A 13,451-nucleotide genomic window follows, 5' to 3' on the forward strand; every position below is an offset into this window, starting at 1 on the left:
AGGGGCGGGTCACCGGTAGAGCTGCGCGAAGCCGCGCAGGATCTCCAGGCCGTCCTTGCGGAACTCCAGGTGGGCCTGGGAGCCGAGGATCCGCCCGTCGTCGGAGCGCAGGAACTCCACGGGCGCGTGCGCGGAGCGGCCGATGGCGCGGAAGCCGGGCGGGGCTTCCCGCAGGTAGAGGGTGTGCCGGTGGAAGACGGTGACCGTCGGTTTCACGTAGGTGAAGAGCGGCTCCTCCGTGTCGACCTGCGCCTCGTGGCCGCCGACCCGCTGAGGCCCCTCCGCGAGGTGTCCGCCGGCTGCGACGGCGATGATCTGCATGCCGCCGCAGATGCCGAGGACGGGGACGTCCGCGCTCCTGACGAGGTCGATGAGGGGCTTGTAGTGGTCACGGTCGTAGGCGCGCACCTTGGTGCCGCTCAGTACGATCGCCCGGTAGCGCCCGTCCAGCCGGGCGGGCACGGACGCCACGTCGACAGCCTCGGTCTGTGACCCCAACTCCTCCAGGCGGGACCGGAGTTGTTTCAGGGACAGGGTTCCGTTGTTGACGACGAGCACACGGGACCGCGTCATGTGTTCGCTCCTTGGGCTCGGGTGATGACGGTTCCGGTGCGGGCGTCGAGCAGGTGGGAGACGGGTGCGCTGCCGATGACGACCCGTTCCACACCGTGCTCCAGGGCCTCGCCCGCGGCCCGCAGCTTCTTGCGCATGCCGCCCTTCGCGCCCTTGTCGCGGAAGGCCGCCGCGGCCTGCGCGGTGATCCGGCGCACCGGCTCCCCGTCGATGAGCAGGTGCGCGACGTCGGTGACCAGGACCAGGTCGGTGGCGCCGGTGGCGCCGGCGATCGCGGCGGCGGCCCGGTCGGCGTCGGTGTTGACTTCCCGGCCCGCCCCGTTCCGGGCGAGCGGCGTGACGAGGTAGGCGTGGCGCGGCTGCAGGTTCTTCAGCGGTGCCGGGTCCACCCCGGTGATCGGGCCGACGAGGTTCTCCAGCTCGACGAGCTGCTTCTCCCGCCACCACCACTTCTCGCCCTCGCCGGCGTCCACCAGGCCGTCGCTGCCCAGCAGCCGCTCCGCGGTGATACCGCGCCGCTCCAGCCGCCCCAGGACGTCCTCGGCCAGCTCCGCGCTGACGGTCTTGATGTCCTCGATGACCTCGGGCGTGGTCCACCGGCTCTGGTTGCCGTACCGGTCGCGCAGGATCGCGGACGGTTCGCTGTAGCGGGGTCCGAGCTTCTTCAGGGGCTTGGACCAGCCGTGTACGAGGATCAGCGGCCGCTCCTGCCCGTGCCGGGCGAGATCGTCCCACCACGCGCCGTCGAGGTCGTCGAGGCAGCTGCCGCCGAGCTTCACCACGGTCGGGACACGGTTGTGGTGCTGCGCGCTCATGCGGGCATCACCGGCTGCATCGTCAGCCCCGTCTCCTCGGGCAGCCCGAACCGCAGGTTCACGGCCTGCACCGCCTGGCCGGCGGCGCCCTTGACGAGGTTGTCGAGTGCGGCGAGCACGACGATCCGGCCGCCCTCCTCGTCGTGCAGGGCCGTCACGTCGCAGAAGTTGGAGCCGAGTACGGCCTGCGGGTCGGGTACCGGGATCAGCGTCTCGTCGTGCCGCCGCACCCGGACGAAGGGGCGTCCCTTGTAGAAGCGCAGATAGGCCCGCGACAGCTCGCGCTGGTCGACCTTCTCGTCGGTGAAGACGTACGAGCTGGTGAGCAGGCCGCGCACATGGGAGACGCCGTACGCGGACATGGACAGGGACTCGATGGCGCCGGGCTTGCTCCGCTCCAGGAAGTCCCGGACCTCGGCGGCGTGCCGGTGGCCGGTCGGGGAGTACGGGGCGATGGCCCCGCTGCGGAACGGGTGCAGGTTGGAGGTGCGCAGGTGCAGGCCGCCGCCGCTGGATCCGCTCTTGCCGTCCACCACGACCGTCTTCAGGTCCAGGCCGAGGCCGAGTGTGAGCGGCGCCAGGCCCAGGGTGATCGCGGTGGCGTAGCAGCCGGGCAGCGAGATCAGCGCGGCGTCCTTCAGCTGGTCGCCGATCAGCTCCGGAACCCCGTACACGAAGCGGTCCGCGAGGTCGGTACGCCGTTTCACCTTCGGGTACCAGCGGTCGTGGAGCTCCGGGGTGCGGATGCGGAAGGCGCCGCTGAGGTCGACGACGGCCGGGATCCGGTCGGCGAACAGCGCGGCCAGCTCGGCCGAGACCGGTGCCGGGGTGGCCAGGAAGAGGACGTCGACCTGGTCGGCCACGGCCTCGGTCACGGGCTGCACGGTCAGGCCCTGGTCGATGCGCAGACCGGGGTGGAGCTGGGACAGCCGCCTGCCGATGTGGGAGGAGCCGCCGAGGAAGGCCAGCTCCAGGTCGGGGTGCTGAGTGATCAGCCGGATGAGATCGCCGCCGGCTAGCCCGGAGGCGCCGACGACTCCTGCACGGATCATGCGAGTAGCTCCTGAACGTAACGGCCGATGGCCGACGGGATGTCCGCACCGGTCGCCGAGGCGACCGCCCGGAAGCCGGGGGCGTGGTTGACCTCGTTGACGACGTAGCCGTCGGGGGTGCGGAAGAGGTCGACCCCGTAGATTCCGGGGCCGAGCACGGACACCACACCGTCGATGATCTTCGTGACATCGGGGTCGTGGGCGACGGCGCGGTTCTTGTTGCCGAGCGCGGCGTTGTTGCGCCAGTCGGTCCCGCCGCTCTCGAACTCCGCGGCGCCGATCAGCTCGCGCCCGACGACGAGGCAGCGCACCGAGCTGCCGCCGAGGTACGGCTCGACCACACAGGCCTGCTCGAAGGCGTGCCCGAGGTCCTCGACGTAGTCGTACACGGACTGGGCGGTGTCGGCGTGCCGGATCAGCGTGACCCGCTTGCCCATGCCGCCGAAGACGGGCTTGAGGACCACCGGCAGGGGCAGCTCGTCGAGGGCCTTCTCGAAGTCCTTGCGGGAGAGCACGAGCCGGTGGTCCGGCACGGGCACGCCCGCGGTGTGCAGGAGGGCGCGCAGGGCGGCCTTGTTCTCACAGGCGTGGATCGCGCGGGCGGTGTTCAGGGCGGGGACGCCGGCCGCCTCGGCGAGCGTGGCGATCAGTCCGCCGCGGGTGTAGCTGCGGCTGCGTACCAGCAGGGCGTCGTAGCCCTTGACGGACGGGGCGTCCGGATGGCCGAGGCACAGGGACTCGTCGTTGACCCAGTCGAGGCGGAGGCCGAAGGCCGGGGCCGCCTCGATCAGCAGGCGTTCCTCCCAGCTGACGCGGTCGGCGACGAGGGCGACGCTGCCGCCCATGTCACTGCCCCCAGTCGCGGAGCTGTACCTCGACCATGACCAGCGTCAGGTGGCCGTCCTTGATGTCCTCGACGCGGAGCGTGAGGATGCATTCGGGGCAGGAAAGGGTCTCGCCCTTCACGACCGGCGGCACGGTCAGGTCGGTCTCGCACTCGGGGCAGATGCCGGTGAGTGTGGCGGTGGACATGGTTCAACTCCGTAGGTCGTACGCGGGTGTCGGCTTTCGGGGGACCGGGCCGGACGGCCCGGGTGGGAGGGGGGCTCGCACCCCTGCGGGTGATGCGGTTCAGGCGGGCTGGAAGTCGATGGCGGCCTTGCGGATCGCGTCCCGGTCCAGCAGCGGGCGGCCGTTCCGCTCCTGCTGCTCGGCCAGCCAGGGCGTGAAGGCGGCGACGTCGACGAGGAGGCCCGAGTCGGCCAGCGCCCAGGTGACGAGGGCCGGTGTCAGGCGGCTGCGTACCCGCAGCTCGCGGGTGTTGCCCACAAGTTCGGCCGGGAGGGTCTCGTACGCTGCCGGGTGGCTGAGCTGGCCCGGCAGCTCGTACGCGAAGGCGTGCGGTGTGGTCGGCCCCGACTGGAAGGCGTCGCCGAGGCCGGCGCCCCTGAGCGCGACCCGCGACAGTTCGGTGAGGTGGCTCAGATCGAAGCGGGTGTCGCCATGGATGACGCGCAGTGAGGTGAGGAGCTCGGCCAGCGGAGCGTTGCCGCCGCGCTCGCCGATGCCACCTACGGTCGCAGAGACCCATTGGGCGCCCGCGCGGACGGCGGCGAGGGAGTTGGCGACGGCCATGCCGAGCATGTTGTGCGAGTGGATCTCGATCTCGGAGCCGTCGATCGCGACGAGGTCCGCGATCACCTCCTCCATCTGCCAGGGCGACAGGTACGCGACGGTCTCGGCGAGCCGGAACCGGTCGGCGCCGGCCTCGAAGCCCGCGGTGACGTAGGGGACGAGCCGCTCCTTGGGGGTGCGGGCGCCGTCCTCGCCGCTGAAGGTGACGTGGAAGCCGCGCTCCTTGGCCTGGGAGACCGCCGAACGGGCCAGCTTCTCGACGTACTTGGGGCTGTGCGAGTCGAGCTTCAGCCGGGCGTGCTGCTCGGAGGTGGGGATGGAGTACATGATGTGGCGCACGCCCAGGCGCTCGGCCTCGTCGAGGGCCCGCGCGACCTGCCGGCGGTCGCGTACGACGACGAGCGTCATGCTGCGCTCGGGGCCGACGGCCTCGTGGGTGGCGAGGACGAGTCCGGCGTCCTTGGAGTCCGGCCCGGACACCATGCCGACCTCGACGAGTTCGACGCCGGTGCGCACCAGCAGGTCCGCGATGACGGCGGCGTCCGCGGGGCCGAATTCGACACCTGCCATGTGTGCCGAGTCACGCAGGGTCGCGTCGGATATTCGGGGCAGCCTCGGCACTTTCTCAAGGCTTTCTGCTGCTGCCATTTCTTCACTCCTTGTTCCCGACAGGGTCTGTTTGTTCCCGACAGGGTCTGTTTGTTCCCGACAGGGTCTGTGATTCCGGCACGGATTGTGTTGTCGACAGAGCCTGTGGGTCGAATTCCTGGGGATTCGGCAGGCGCTGCTCCATACCCTCCGCCGCACGGCCGGAAAGGGCAAGATCGTTTGTGTCAGGGCTGTGTGGGGGACTGTCAGGGAATGTCAGGAGGGCAAGGGAGTGCAAGACCGTTGTGCGGCCGTCGACAAATCGGCGGCACAGGACAGCCATTGATGTGACCGGCGTCCTACTGTGCGGCCATGGATATCTTCTCGCTGCCCCGGCTCGGGGTCGTCGTGCCGCCGGAGAACCCCACCGCGGAACCCGAGTTCAACCACCTGCTCGGATCCGGAATGAACGTGTACACGTCCCGGTTCCCGGTGACTCCGGGAGTCGGCCTCAGGGCCATGCTGGAGACGTACAACGACGTGCTCCCCGGCATCCTCAAAAGCTTCGGCGGCATGCGCCTGGACGCCGCCGTGGTGGCGTGCAGCGCCTCGCACTACCTGTTGGACCCCGACGGCGACCGCGCGTTCTGCGCCGAGCTGTCCGAGCGTGCGGGCTTCCCCGTGCAGTCGTCGACCCAGGCCATCCTCGCGGCGTGCGATGCGCTCGGGGTGAACCGGCTGACGCTCGTCTCGCCGTACGAACCGTGGCTCACCGACACCTCCCGCGCGTTCTGGGAGCGGGCGGGGCTGGTCGTCGACGATGTCGTGCTCGTGCCGGCGGCGACGGGTCCGGACGGGGGCGGCCACTACGACCCGTACGAGGTGACGACGGGGACGGTCCTTGGGCACATACGGGAGCGGGAGATCCCGGCCGGCACCGCCCTGCTGTTCACCGGTACGGGCATGGGCACGCTGGGCGCCCTCGCCGAGCTCGCCCGGGAGCAGCCCCACCGGACCCTGCTGACCTCGAACCTGGCGTCGGCCTGGTGGGCACGGCGCGCGGTGGGGGGCGTGCCCGGTGCGGCGCACCCGCTGCTGCGGCTGCTGGAGCCCGCGGCCGCGTGACGCCGAGGGCCCCGGGTGACGCCGAGGGCCCCGGGGGCGGCGTCACCGCCCTCCCCGGGGCCCCTCGTGCAGGCGCCGACGGCTCAGCCGGTGGACGCCTCGGGCATGCGCCAGGCGTGCCCCATCCGATAGCCGACACCCCGGACCGTGTGAATCCAGCAGGGGTGGCCGAGTTTCGCTCGCAGGCTGCTCACATGCGTGTCGATGGTGCGGCTGGGGTGCCCCCAGCTGCTTCCCCAGACCCTTTCCATCAACTCCCTCCTCGTCACCACGGTTTCGGGGGTCGCGGCCAGGGTGTACAGCAGCTCGAATTCCTTCGACGTGACATCGATGAGCCGGTTGTGCAGACGCACTTCCCGGGTTCGCGGATCGATATGGAGAGGACGCAGGGAAATGGCGTCGAGAAGGGACGGTCTGGGGCGGGACCGGCGCAGCACCGCTTCGATGCGGGCGCTGATTTCCCGGAATCCCCAGGTTTTCACCACACAGTCGTCCGCGCCCGCCTTCAGGGCGAGAACACGCTCCAGTTCGTCGTCGGCATCGGTTATCGCAATCAGGGCTGTGTCATTGTCTTTCCGCAGGGACCGGCACAACTCCAGTCCGTCGATGTCGGGCAGGTCCAGGGAGAGCAGCACCAGGTCCGCGTCGGCGCAGGCTCGCAGGGCCCGCGCTCCTGTGCCGACGCCGCGGGCGGTGTATCCCTGCCGCCGCAGGTCGCTGACCATGGCTTCGGCCGCGGAGGCGTTCCGCTCCACCACGAGTACGTTCGTCACGAGTACCAACCCCTTCTCCCCGGCCCGTTGTCAGCTCGCGGCACCGGCGAGCTCGCCCGACGGCTCGGCCGGTTCGGGGGGCGGCGCGCCCGGAGCGGCGTACAGGTGCTGGTAGGCGTACGCGGCCGAGGCCATGGTCATGTGGTGGTGCCAGCCGGGGAAGGAGCGGCCCTCGAAGTCCAGGACGCCGAACCGTTTCTGTAGCGTGGCGACGGTCGACAGGGCCGCGGCGCGGCTGCGCGCGAGCCGCAGGACCTCCTCCACCCGCCGGTCCGTGAGCGTGGTGATCCAGTACCGGGCGGGCTGCCGGCCGTCCGGGTCGGGCCGCTCGAGGACGCGGTACGTGCGGGAGCCGCTCTCGTCACCGGCTCCGAGTCCCGGCAGCCGCACCGTGCCCGCGTACGCGTGGATCGGCACCGCTTCGGTGCGGCCCTGCGCGGTCCGCCGGACCAGTACATGGGTCTGCCGCGCGTGCCGCAGCTCCATCAGCTCGCCCACGGTGCTCACGGTGGGCGTGTGCTGGCCGGTGAGCACCAGCCGGTCCGGGTCCACCTCGCACACCACGTCCAGCCGTAGCCGGGCGAGCCCCGCGAGCACCCTGCACGCGTCGTCCCACCGTGTCAGGTCGAGTACCCAGGGGATACGGGGCAGTTGGGGCTGCGCGGACACGTCGGCGGCGTAGCCGAGGACGTAGGCGCCGGCGGGGCGTCCGGTCTCGGTCGCCGGTATGCGGGCGCGGCGTCTGCGTTCCCTGTCCGAGTCCCAGGCTCCGTCGAGCACGATGCTCCAGTCCACCGGGAAGCAGTGGGTGGCGGTGTCCAGGAAGAGGCCCATGGCGCGCTGGCAGTTGACGGTCTGTCCGGTTGCCGTGTCCACGCGCCGGTGCACGCCCACCGAGTGCTCGCCGCGTTTGGGGATGATGAGTTCGGCGACGGTCCAGGCGTGCGGTGTCGCACTCGCCGCGATCCGCCGGGCGAGCCTGCGGCGCACCGGCTCCCAGTCCCACGGGCTGGCGTTGATGAACCGGTGCAGCCCGTGTGCCGCGGCCGAGGGCAACGGCTTCGCCAGCGCCATGCGCCGCGGGGTCTTCTTGCCGGAGACATGGATCAGGGCCCACAGGTACAACTGCGCCCAACGGCGTTGCTCCGCCCGGCGGAACGGCCGGAAGATCTCGTCCATGAACGTCTGCATGCGCGCCCCATCGCCCGGCACGGCTGTGCGTAACTCCCTTGACGGCATGTAGCGCTACGCCCCTTCGATACTCGTATTCGCTCGCACCCAAGTGGATACATGGCACGTACGTACGAGGCGAAAGTACCGTCCGGGGAGTCGATTTCCTGGGTCGGCCGCCTATTCTGCAACTTCGCGCCCTGACCAGCGAAAACGCGGCCCGGAAGGGCGTGCGGGAGGGATTCGGGCGGGCAGCGGAAACGGCTCCACCAGTGGTGGAGCCATGACCCGAACCCGGTCGGTGAAGTGTCAAAACATCATGAACATCCGGGCGGCGGGGGACCGGCCCCGCGCGGGGCGGATCAGCTCGGGTCCGGGCCGACGTCCTGGGGCACCTGGCGCCTGGCGGGGAAGCCGGCGCCGCGTGCGTAGAGGACGACCGCGATCACCGGCAGCAGGAGCAGCAGGACGGTCCAGGGGAAGGATTCGCTGCCGGCCACGTCGAGCAGGACGCCGCCGATGATGCCGCCGGCCGCCATCGCGACGTTCCAGAGGGTGACGAGCATGGCCTGGGCCGCGTCGGCGGATTCACCGCCCGCGTCACCGACCGCGGTCTGCAGCAGGGTGGGAACCCCGCCCCAGCCCAGGCCCCACAGGACGGCCGCGACGTACACGAGTGCGGTCGTGTCGGAGACGACGGCCAGGAGTGCGGCGGCCACGGCGACGAGCAGGGCGCCGGCGATCGTGAGGCTGCGCAGCCGGTGCTGGATCTGGGCGCCGACGATCCAGATGCTCGCCAGCGAGGCGGCGCCGAAGACGAGGAGGACCAGGCCGGTGCTGTCGTCCAGGCCCAGGTCGTCGAGGAACGCGGCGATGTACGCGTACAGGATGGTGTGGGCCAGCACGAAGACGAGCGTGACGAACAGGACCGGGGTCACGCCGGGGATGCGCAGGGTGCGCAGCATCTTCGGCCGCTCGCCGCGTTCCTGCCCCGGGTGGTCCGGCACGGCCGCGAAGATCCACAGCAGGAGCACCACCGTGAGCGCGGTCATCGAGAGGAACGCCACGCGCCAGCCGAGCGCCTCGCCGAGGAAGGTCCCGGCGGGTACGCCGATGGAGAGCGCGACGGGAATGCCCGCCATGGCGATGGCGATCGCCCTGCCCTGCAGATGGACGGGCGCGAGACGCCGCGCGTAGCCGGCGAGCAGGGCCCAGGCCAGACCGGCCGCGACACCCGCGACGAACCGGGCCACCATCGTCAGCTCGTAGACGGACGAGACCGCTGTGACGGTGTTGGCCAGGGCGAATCCGGCCATGGCGGTGAGCAGCAGCCCTTTGCGCCGCCAGCCCGCGGTGGCCGCGGTCAGCGGGATCGCGGTCAGGGCGGTGCCGATCGCGTAGATCGTCACGGTCTGGCCGGTCGCGGACTCGCTCACCCGGAGGTCGTCGCTCATCGCGGTGAGCAGGCCCGCGGGGAGCGTCTCGGTGAGGCAGGTGATGAAGACGGCGGTGGCGAGGGCGAGCAGGGCGAGGAGCGGGAGCTTCTGCTGCTCCTGGCCGCCGCTCCTCGTTTCCGGTGCCGCGGCGGAATCGGCCGCGGTGTCGGGCACGGTGCTCATGTGGTGGACTCCGGATCTTCTGGGGGAATCTGGGAATCTGGGGACGTGGTGCTCCGGGTCACGGCGGGCCGAGGCCGCCGTCGACGGGGAGCCGGGCGCCCGTCGTGAAGGTCGCCTCCGTGGCCAGGAAGAGCGCCGCACGGGCCACCTCCTCGGCGGCGCCGAGACGGCCCATCGGCGGCAGGGGTGCGGCGTCGGCGCCCGGCGCCGCGATACAGCCCGGGGCCACCGCGTTGACGCGGATACCGCGTGAGACGAGCTCCGCGGCGAGCGCCGTGACGGCGACGGGGGACGGGGCGGGGGCCGTGAGCACGATCGCGCCGCCGTCCCCGAGGTGCCGCAGCAGCGGCAGCACGGTGGGGACCGCGTCGGCGAAGAGCAGATCGATGGCACCGTCGGGGCCGAGACCTGCCTCGACGGCGTCCGGGTCCAGGACGCGGGAGGCGGAGCCGAGTTCGGAGGCCGCGTGGACGCGGTCCTGCGCGGTGCGGGCGGTCAGCAGGACCGTCGCACCGCCTTCCACGAGGCGCTTGGCGATGGCCAGGCCGATGCCGGTGTCCTCACCGACGACCAGGGCCTTCCTGCTCGCGTACTTGGTCACGGCTGCCGCTCCTTCCCGAGGTGTCGTCGCCTGCCGGTGCGCGGTGCCGCCCGGTGGTCCGACTGTGCGCCGTGGCGCTTCGGGGAACCTTCGGAAGCGCTGACGGTCCGGCCGGCGAACCGCCCCGGGTGCGGGATCCCGGCGGCTCCGGGACGCGGGCCCCCGGACATGTACGGTGGCGCGTATGCGCTTTGGGGTGCTCGGACCACTGGCGGTGTGGGACGACGAGGGACAGGAAGTCAAGGTCCCCGAGGTCAAGGTCCGGGCGCTGCTCGCGGATCTGCTCGCTTGCGACGGCAGCCCCGTCTCCGCGGACCGTCTCATCCACGACCTCTGGGGCGACGAACCGCCGGGCAAGCCCACGGGTGCGCTGCAGGCCAAGGTCTCCCAGCTGCGCCGGGTCATCGGACGGGACCGGGTGGTCCGGCAGCCGCCGGGCTACCGGCTGCGGCTCGGCGACGGACCCGAGGAGGTGGACGCCGCACGCTTCCGCGCCCTCGTGACCCGGGCCCGCCCGCTGCGGGACCCGCGTGCCCGTGCCGCACTGCTCACCGAGGCCCTCCAGCTGTGGCGGGGACCGGCGTACGCGGACTTCGCGGACGAGGAGTTCGTACGGGGGGCGACGCAGCGCCTCGCGGAGCAGCGGCTGACCGTGCTGGAGGAGCAGGCGGAGGCCCGCCTGGAGGCCGGCGACCAGGTGCTCCTGGGCGGGGAGCTCGCCGACCTCGTGTCGCAGTACCCGCTGAGGGAGCGGCTTCGCGCCGTCCAGATGCGGGCGCTGTACGCGGCGGGCCGCCAGAGCGAGGCCCTCGCCTCGTACGACGACCTGAGGGCCCGGCTCGCCGGGGAACTGGGGGTCGACCCCGGACCCGAGCTCGGAGCACTGCGCCAGGCGGTGCTCCGGCAGGACCCGGTGCTGACACCCGGACCGACGGCCGACGGCACCGCCGACGTCGTCCCCGCAGGAGCGGCGGACCTGCCCACGGCGGTCCCGCACGCGCAGTCGAACCTTCCCGTCCCCCTCACCCCCCTGATCGGACGCAGCCGATCCCTCGCCCATCTGTCCCGGCTCCTCGGGCAGGCCAGGCTGGTGACCCTCACAGGCCCCGGCGGCGTCGGCAAGACGCGCCTGGCGGTGGCAGCCGCCGCCGCGGAACGGGACAGCGCGCAGGCCGGTGAACTCCCGGACGGGATCTGGTTCGTCGAGTTCGCCGGCGTTCGCGCCGGCACCTCCGCCGACCTCGCCCAGGTCGTCGCCGCCACCCTCGGCATCCGGGACGACGCCCCCTCCGCGCTGCCGGGCACCGGCACCGGCACCGGCACCACCTCCCCGCCGCACCGCCTGGCCGCCGCCCTCCGCGACCGCCGCACGCTGCTCGTCCTGGACAACTGCGAGCACGTCGTCGACGCCGCCGCCGAACTCGCCGAGCTCCTCCTGCGCACCGCCCCCGGCCTGCGCGTCCTGGCCACCGGCCAGGAGCCGCTCGGTCTGGCGGGCGAGGCGGTGTTCCTGGTCAAACCCCTCCCGACCGAGGACGCGGTCCGGTTGTTCATGGAACGCGCCGCCGCTTCCGCGCCCGGCTTCCCGCGCGAACCGGACGCGTCGGAGCGCGAGGCCGTCGCCGGGATCTGCCGCCGCCTCGACGGCATCCCGCTCGCCCTCGAACTCGCCGCCACCCGCGTGCACGTCCTGGGCGTACGGGAACTGGCGGCCCGTCTGAGCGACCGGTTCCGGGTCCTGACCTCCGGGCAGCGCGGCGCGCCCGCGCGCCAGCAGACCCTGCGGGCGGTGATCGACTGGAGCTGGGAGCTGCTCAGCGCGCCCGAGCGCATCGTCCTGCGCCGCCTCGCCGTGCACAGCGACGGCTGCGACCTGGACGCCGCCGAAGCGGTGTGCGCGGGTGACGGCGTCGCCCGGGACGAAGTGCTCGACCTCGTCACGCGGCTCGTCGACCGGTCCCTCGTCGTCGTGGTGGACGGGCCTATCGGGCCCCGCTACCGGCTCATGGAGTCGGTCGCCGCGTACGCGACGGAGCGGCTGCACGAGATGGAGGACCTCACCGCCGTACGCGACCGCCATCTGCGCCACCACCTCGCGCTCGCCGAGCGTGCCGAGCCCCGGCTGCGCGGCGCGGGACAGCGGTCCTGGCTGGCCCGTCTGGACGCCGAGGCCGGCAATCTGCGCGTGGCACTCGACGAGGCGGTGCGGGGCGCCGGCGCGGGCGAGGCGGACGAGGCGGTGCGGCTCGCCACCGCACTGGCCTGGTGGTGGCTCCTGCGGGGCCGTCTCACCGAGGCCCGCCGCAGCCTCCGGTCCGTCCTGGCCGCCGCCACCGAGGAAGCCCCTGCTGAACTCACCCTCCTTCACACCGCGTTCGCACTCCTCACCGGGGACCACGCGGCCGCCGGCACCGGTGTCGCTGCCACCGGGACCGCCGACGCCATCCCGGACCCCGTGCGCCGCGCCCGCGCGCTGTGGCTGTGTGCGTACGGCCTGTTCAGCGCGGGCGACACAGCCGACGGCGACGAGTTGAACACCCGCGCCCTCACCCTGTTCACCGACGCGGGCGACCGGTGGGGCACCGCGGCCGCGCTCGGCCTGCGGGCGACGCTCGCACTGGTACGCGGCGATCTCGCGGGGCTCGGCCGCGACGGCCTGCGCAGCGCCACGATCTTCCGCGAACTGGGCGACCCCTGGGGCGAGTTGCAGACCGTGTCGCCGCTCTCCGCGCTCGCCGAGATCAAGGGCGAGTACGAGGACGCGGCGCGCCGCCAGCACGAGGGGCTCCGGATGGCACGGGAGCTGGGTCTGGAGGCGGAGGTCTCGGCGCGGCTTTCCGGTCTCGGCCGGCTGGCGCTGCTCGCCCACGACTGGGAACGGGCCCGCGACCTGCACGAACAGGCACGCCGCATCGCCGCCGAACAGGGCTACAAGTACGGCGAGATCCACTCCGGGATGGGCCTGGCCCTCGGCGCGCGCCGCTCCGGCGACCTCGATGCCGCCGAGACGCACCTGCTGCACCTGCGCGACGGCTACGCCGATGTGTCGTCGGAGGCGGGCGACCACCTGGTCCTCGCCGAGCTCGGCTTCGTCGCCGAGCTCCGGGGCGACGCGCGCCGGGCCGCGGTCCACCACCTGCGCGGTCTGGACATCGCCCGCTCCCTCGCCGAGCCGCGCGCCCTCGCCCTCTCCCTGGAGGGCCTGGCCGGCGCTGCCGCCCTGCACGGCGAGGAGTCCGCCTGCTGCTCGGCCGTCCTCCTCGGTGCCGCCGCCGCGGCCCGCCGGCGCGCGGGAGCGCCGCTCCCACCCGCCGAACGCGCCGACGTCGACCGCATCACGTCAGCGGCACGGGCCGCCCTGGGCGCGTCCGCCTTCACGGAGGCGTTCGACCTCGGCGCCCGAATGGCCGCCGAGGAAGCGGTGCTCCACGCCCGGGCGGTTCTCGACCGGATCGCGGAATCACCGGACGCCTGTCCGTGACGGACTCCCCGGCGCAGGG

General features: G+C 72.5%; 12 protein-coding genes. 2 read left to right on the forward strand and 10 right to left on the reverse strand.

The window, feature by feature from the left end:
* Positions 1 to 9: 9 nt before the first annotated feature.
* The 6 genes from ACFQ6X_RS03540 to ACFQ6X_RS03565 form a co-directional block, all read right to left on the reverse strand.
* Positions 10 to 573 (reverse strand): type 1 glutamine amidotransferase, encoded by a 564-nt coding sequence (locus ACFQ6X_RS03540; RefSeq protein ID WP_383175217.1) that lies wholly within the window; start codon positions 571 to 573, stop codon positions 10 to 12.
* The gene (locus ACFQ6X_RS03545; protein ID WP_383175220.1) at positions 570 to 1,388 is read right to left on the reverse strand and encodes an acetylglutamate kinase; all 819 of its coding nucleotides are present in this window, start codon (positions 1,386 to 1,388) and stop codon (positions 570 to 572) included. Before ACFQ6X_RS03545 ends, ACFQ6X_RS03540 begins: the two co-directional genes overlap by 4 nt.
* Positions 1,385 to 2,440 carry an N-acetyl-gamma-glutamyl-phosphate reductase gene (gene argC / locus ACFQ6X_RS03550; RefSeq protein WP_383175223.1) on the reverse strand — a complete coding sequence of 352 codons (1,056 nt, stop codon included), beginning with the start codon at positions 2,438 to 2,440 and terminating at the stop codon, positions 1,385 to 1,387. The genes ACFQ6X_RS03545 and argC overlap by 4 nt, the downstream gene beginning before the upstream one ends.
* Positions 2,437 to 3,285, reverse strand: coding sequence for a RimK family alpha-L-glutamate ligase (locus tag ACFQ6X_RS03555; protein ID WP_383175226.1), 849 nt, complete (start codon positions 3,283 to 3,285; stop codon positions 2,437 to 2,439). Before ACFQ6X_RS03555 ends, argC begins: the two co-directional genes overlap by 4 nt.
* Position 3,286: 1 nt before the next feature.
* Positions 3,287 to 3,472 carry a lysine biosynthesis protein LysW gene (locus ACFQ6X_RS03560; RefSeq protein ID WP_329209387.1) on the reverse strand — a complete coding sequence of 62 codons (186 nt, stop codon included), beginning with the start codon at positions 3,470 to 3,472 and terminating at the stop codon, positions 3,287 to 3,289.
* A 99-nt stretch (positions 3,473 to 3,571) separates the two neighbouring features.
* Entirely contained in the window at positions 3,572 to 4,723 is a 1,152-nt protein-coding gene (locus tag ACFQ6X_RS03565) for an isopropylmalate synthase (protein ID WP_383175230.1), read from the reverse strand.
* Positions 4,724 to 5,035: 312 nt separating this feature from the next.
* Between ACFQ6X_RS03565 and ACFQ6X_RS03570 the strand changes: the two genes are divergently transcribed.
* The gene (locus tag ACFQ6X_RS03570; RefSeq protein WP_383175233.1) at positions 5,036 to 5,788 is read left to right on the forward strand and encodes an arylmalonate decarboxylase; all 753 of its coding nucleotides are present in this window, start codon (positions 5,036 to 5,038) and stop codon (positions 5,786 to 5,788) included.
* An 83-nt stretch (positions 5,789 to 5,871) separates the two neighbouring features.
* Here the strand turns inward: ACFQ6X_RS03570 and ACFQ6X_RS03575 are convergent, their stop codons facing one another.
* The 4 genes from ACFQ6X_RS03575 to ACFQ6X_RS03590 form a co-directional block, all read right to left on the reverse strand.
* Positions 5,872 to 6,561: a response regulator transcription factor gene (locus ACFQ6X_RS03575; RefSeq protein WP_383175236.1), complete on the reverse strand. Its 690-nt coding sequence runs from the start codon at positions 6,559 to 6,561 to the stop codon at positions 5,872 to 5,874.
* 30 nt (positions 6,562 to 6,591) lie between these two features.
* Positions 6,592 to 7,752 carry a transposase gene (locus ACFQ6X_RS03580; protein WP_383175239.1) on the reverse strand — a complete coding sequence of 387 codons (1,161 nt, stop codon included), beginning with the start codon at positions 7,750 to 7,752 and terminating at the stop codon, positions 6,592 to 6,594.
* Positions 7,753 to 8,093: 341 nt separating this feature from the next.
* On the reverse strand, positions 8,094 to 9,350 hold the full coding sequence (locus ACFQ6X_RS03585) for an MFS transporter (protein WP_383175242.1): 1,257 nt from the start codon (positions 9,348 to 9,350) through the stop codon (positions 8,094 to 8,096).
* Between the two features lie 58 nt (positions 9,351 to 9,408).
* Entirely contained in the window at positions 9,409 to 9,951 is a 543-nt protein-coding gene (locus ACFQ6X_RS03590) for an SDR family NAD(P)-dependent oxidoreductase (RefSeq protein ID WP_383175244.1), read from the reverse strand.
* A 184-nt stretch (positions 9,952 to 10,135) separates the two neighbouring features.
* On the opposite strand from ACFQ6X_RS03590, the gene ACFQ6X_RS03595 reads away from it, so the two are divergent.
* On the forward strand, positions 10,136 to 13,432 hold the full coding sequence (locus ACFQ6X_RS03595) for a BTAD domain-containing putative transcriptional regulator (protein WP_383175247.1): 3,297 nt from the start codon (positions 10,136 to 10,138) through the stop codon (positions 13,430 to 13,432).
* Positions 13,433 to 13,451: the final 19 nt, after the last annotated feature.

It is taken from the genome of Streptomyces sp. NPDC056452 (genome assembly GCF_042796085.1).
Lineage (GTDB): Bacteria > Actinomycetota > Actinomycetes > Streptomycetales > Streptomycetaceae > Streptomyces.

Excerpts from the sequence above, each read along its gene's own strand:
- ACFQ6X_RS03540 (WP_383175217.1), bottom strand. The coding sequence starts at position 573 with ATGACGCGGTCCCGTGTGCTCGTCGTCAACAACGGAACCCTGTCCCTG.
- ACFQ6X_RS03545 (WP_383175220.1), bottom strand. The coding sequence starts at position 1,388 with ATGAGCGCGCAGCACCACAACCGTGTCCCGACCGTGGTGAAGCTCGGC.
- argC (WP_383175223.1), bottom strand. The coding sequence starts at position 2,440 with ATGATCCGTGCAGGAGTCGTCGGCGCCTCCGGGCTAGCCGGCGGCGAT.
- ACFQ6X_RS03555 (WP_383175226.1), bottom strand. The coding sequence starts at position 3,285 with ATGGGCGGCAGCGTCGCCCTCGTCGCCGACCGCGTCAGCTGGGAGGAA.
- ACFQ6X_RS03560 (WP_329209387.1), bottom strand. The coding sequence starts at position 3,472 with ATGTCCACCGCCACACTCACCGGCATCTGCCCCGAGTGCGAGACCGAC.
- ACFQ6X_RS03565 (WP_383175230.1), bottom strand. The coding sequence starts at position 4,723 with ATGGCAGCAGCAGAAAGCCTTGAGAAAGTGCCGAGGCTGCCCCGAATA.
- ACFQ6X_RS03570 (WP_383175233.1), top strand. The coding sequence starts at position 5,036 with ATGGATATCTTCTCGCTGCCCCGGCTCGGGGTCGTCGTGCCGCCGGAG.
- ACFQ6X_RS03580 (WP_383175239.1), bottom strand. The coding sequence starts at position 7,752 with ATGCAGACGTTCATGGACGAGATCTTCCGGCCGTTCCGCCGGGCGGAG.
- ACFQ6X_RS03585 (WP_383175242.1), bottom strand. The coding sequence starts at position 9,350 with ATGAGCACCGTGCCCGACACCGCGGCCGATTCCGCCGCGGCACCGGAA.
- ACFQ6X_RS03595 (WP_383175247.1), top strand. The coding sequence starts at position 10,136 with ATGCGCTTTGGGGTGCTCGGACCACTGGCGGTGTGGGACGACGAGGGA.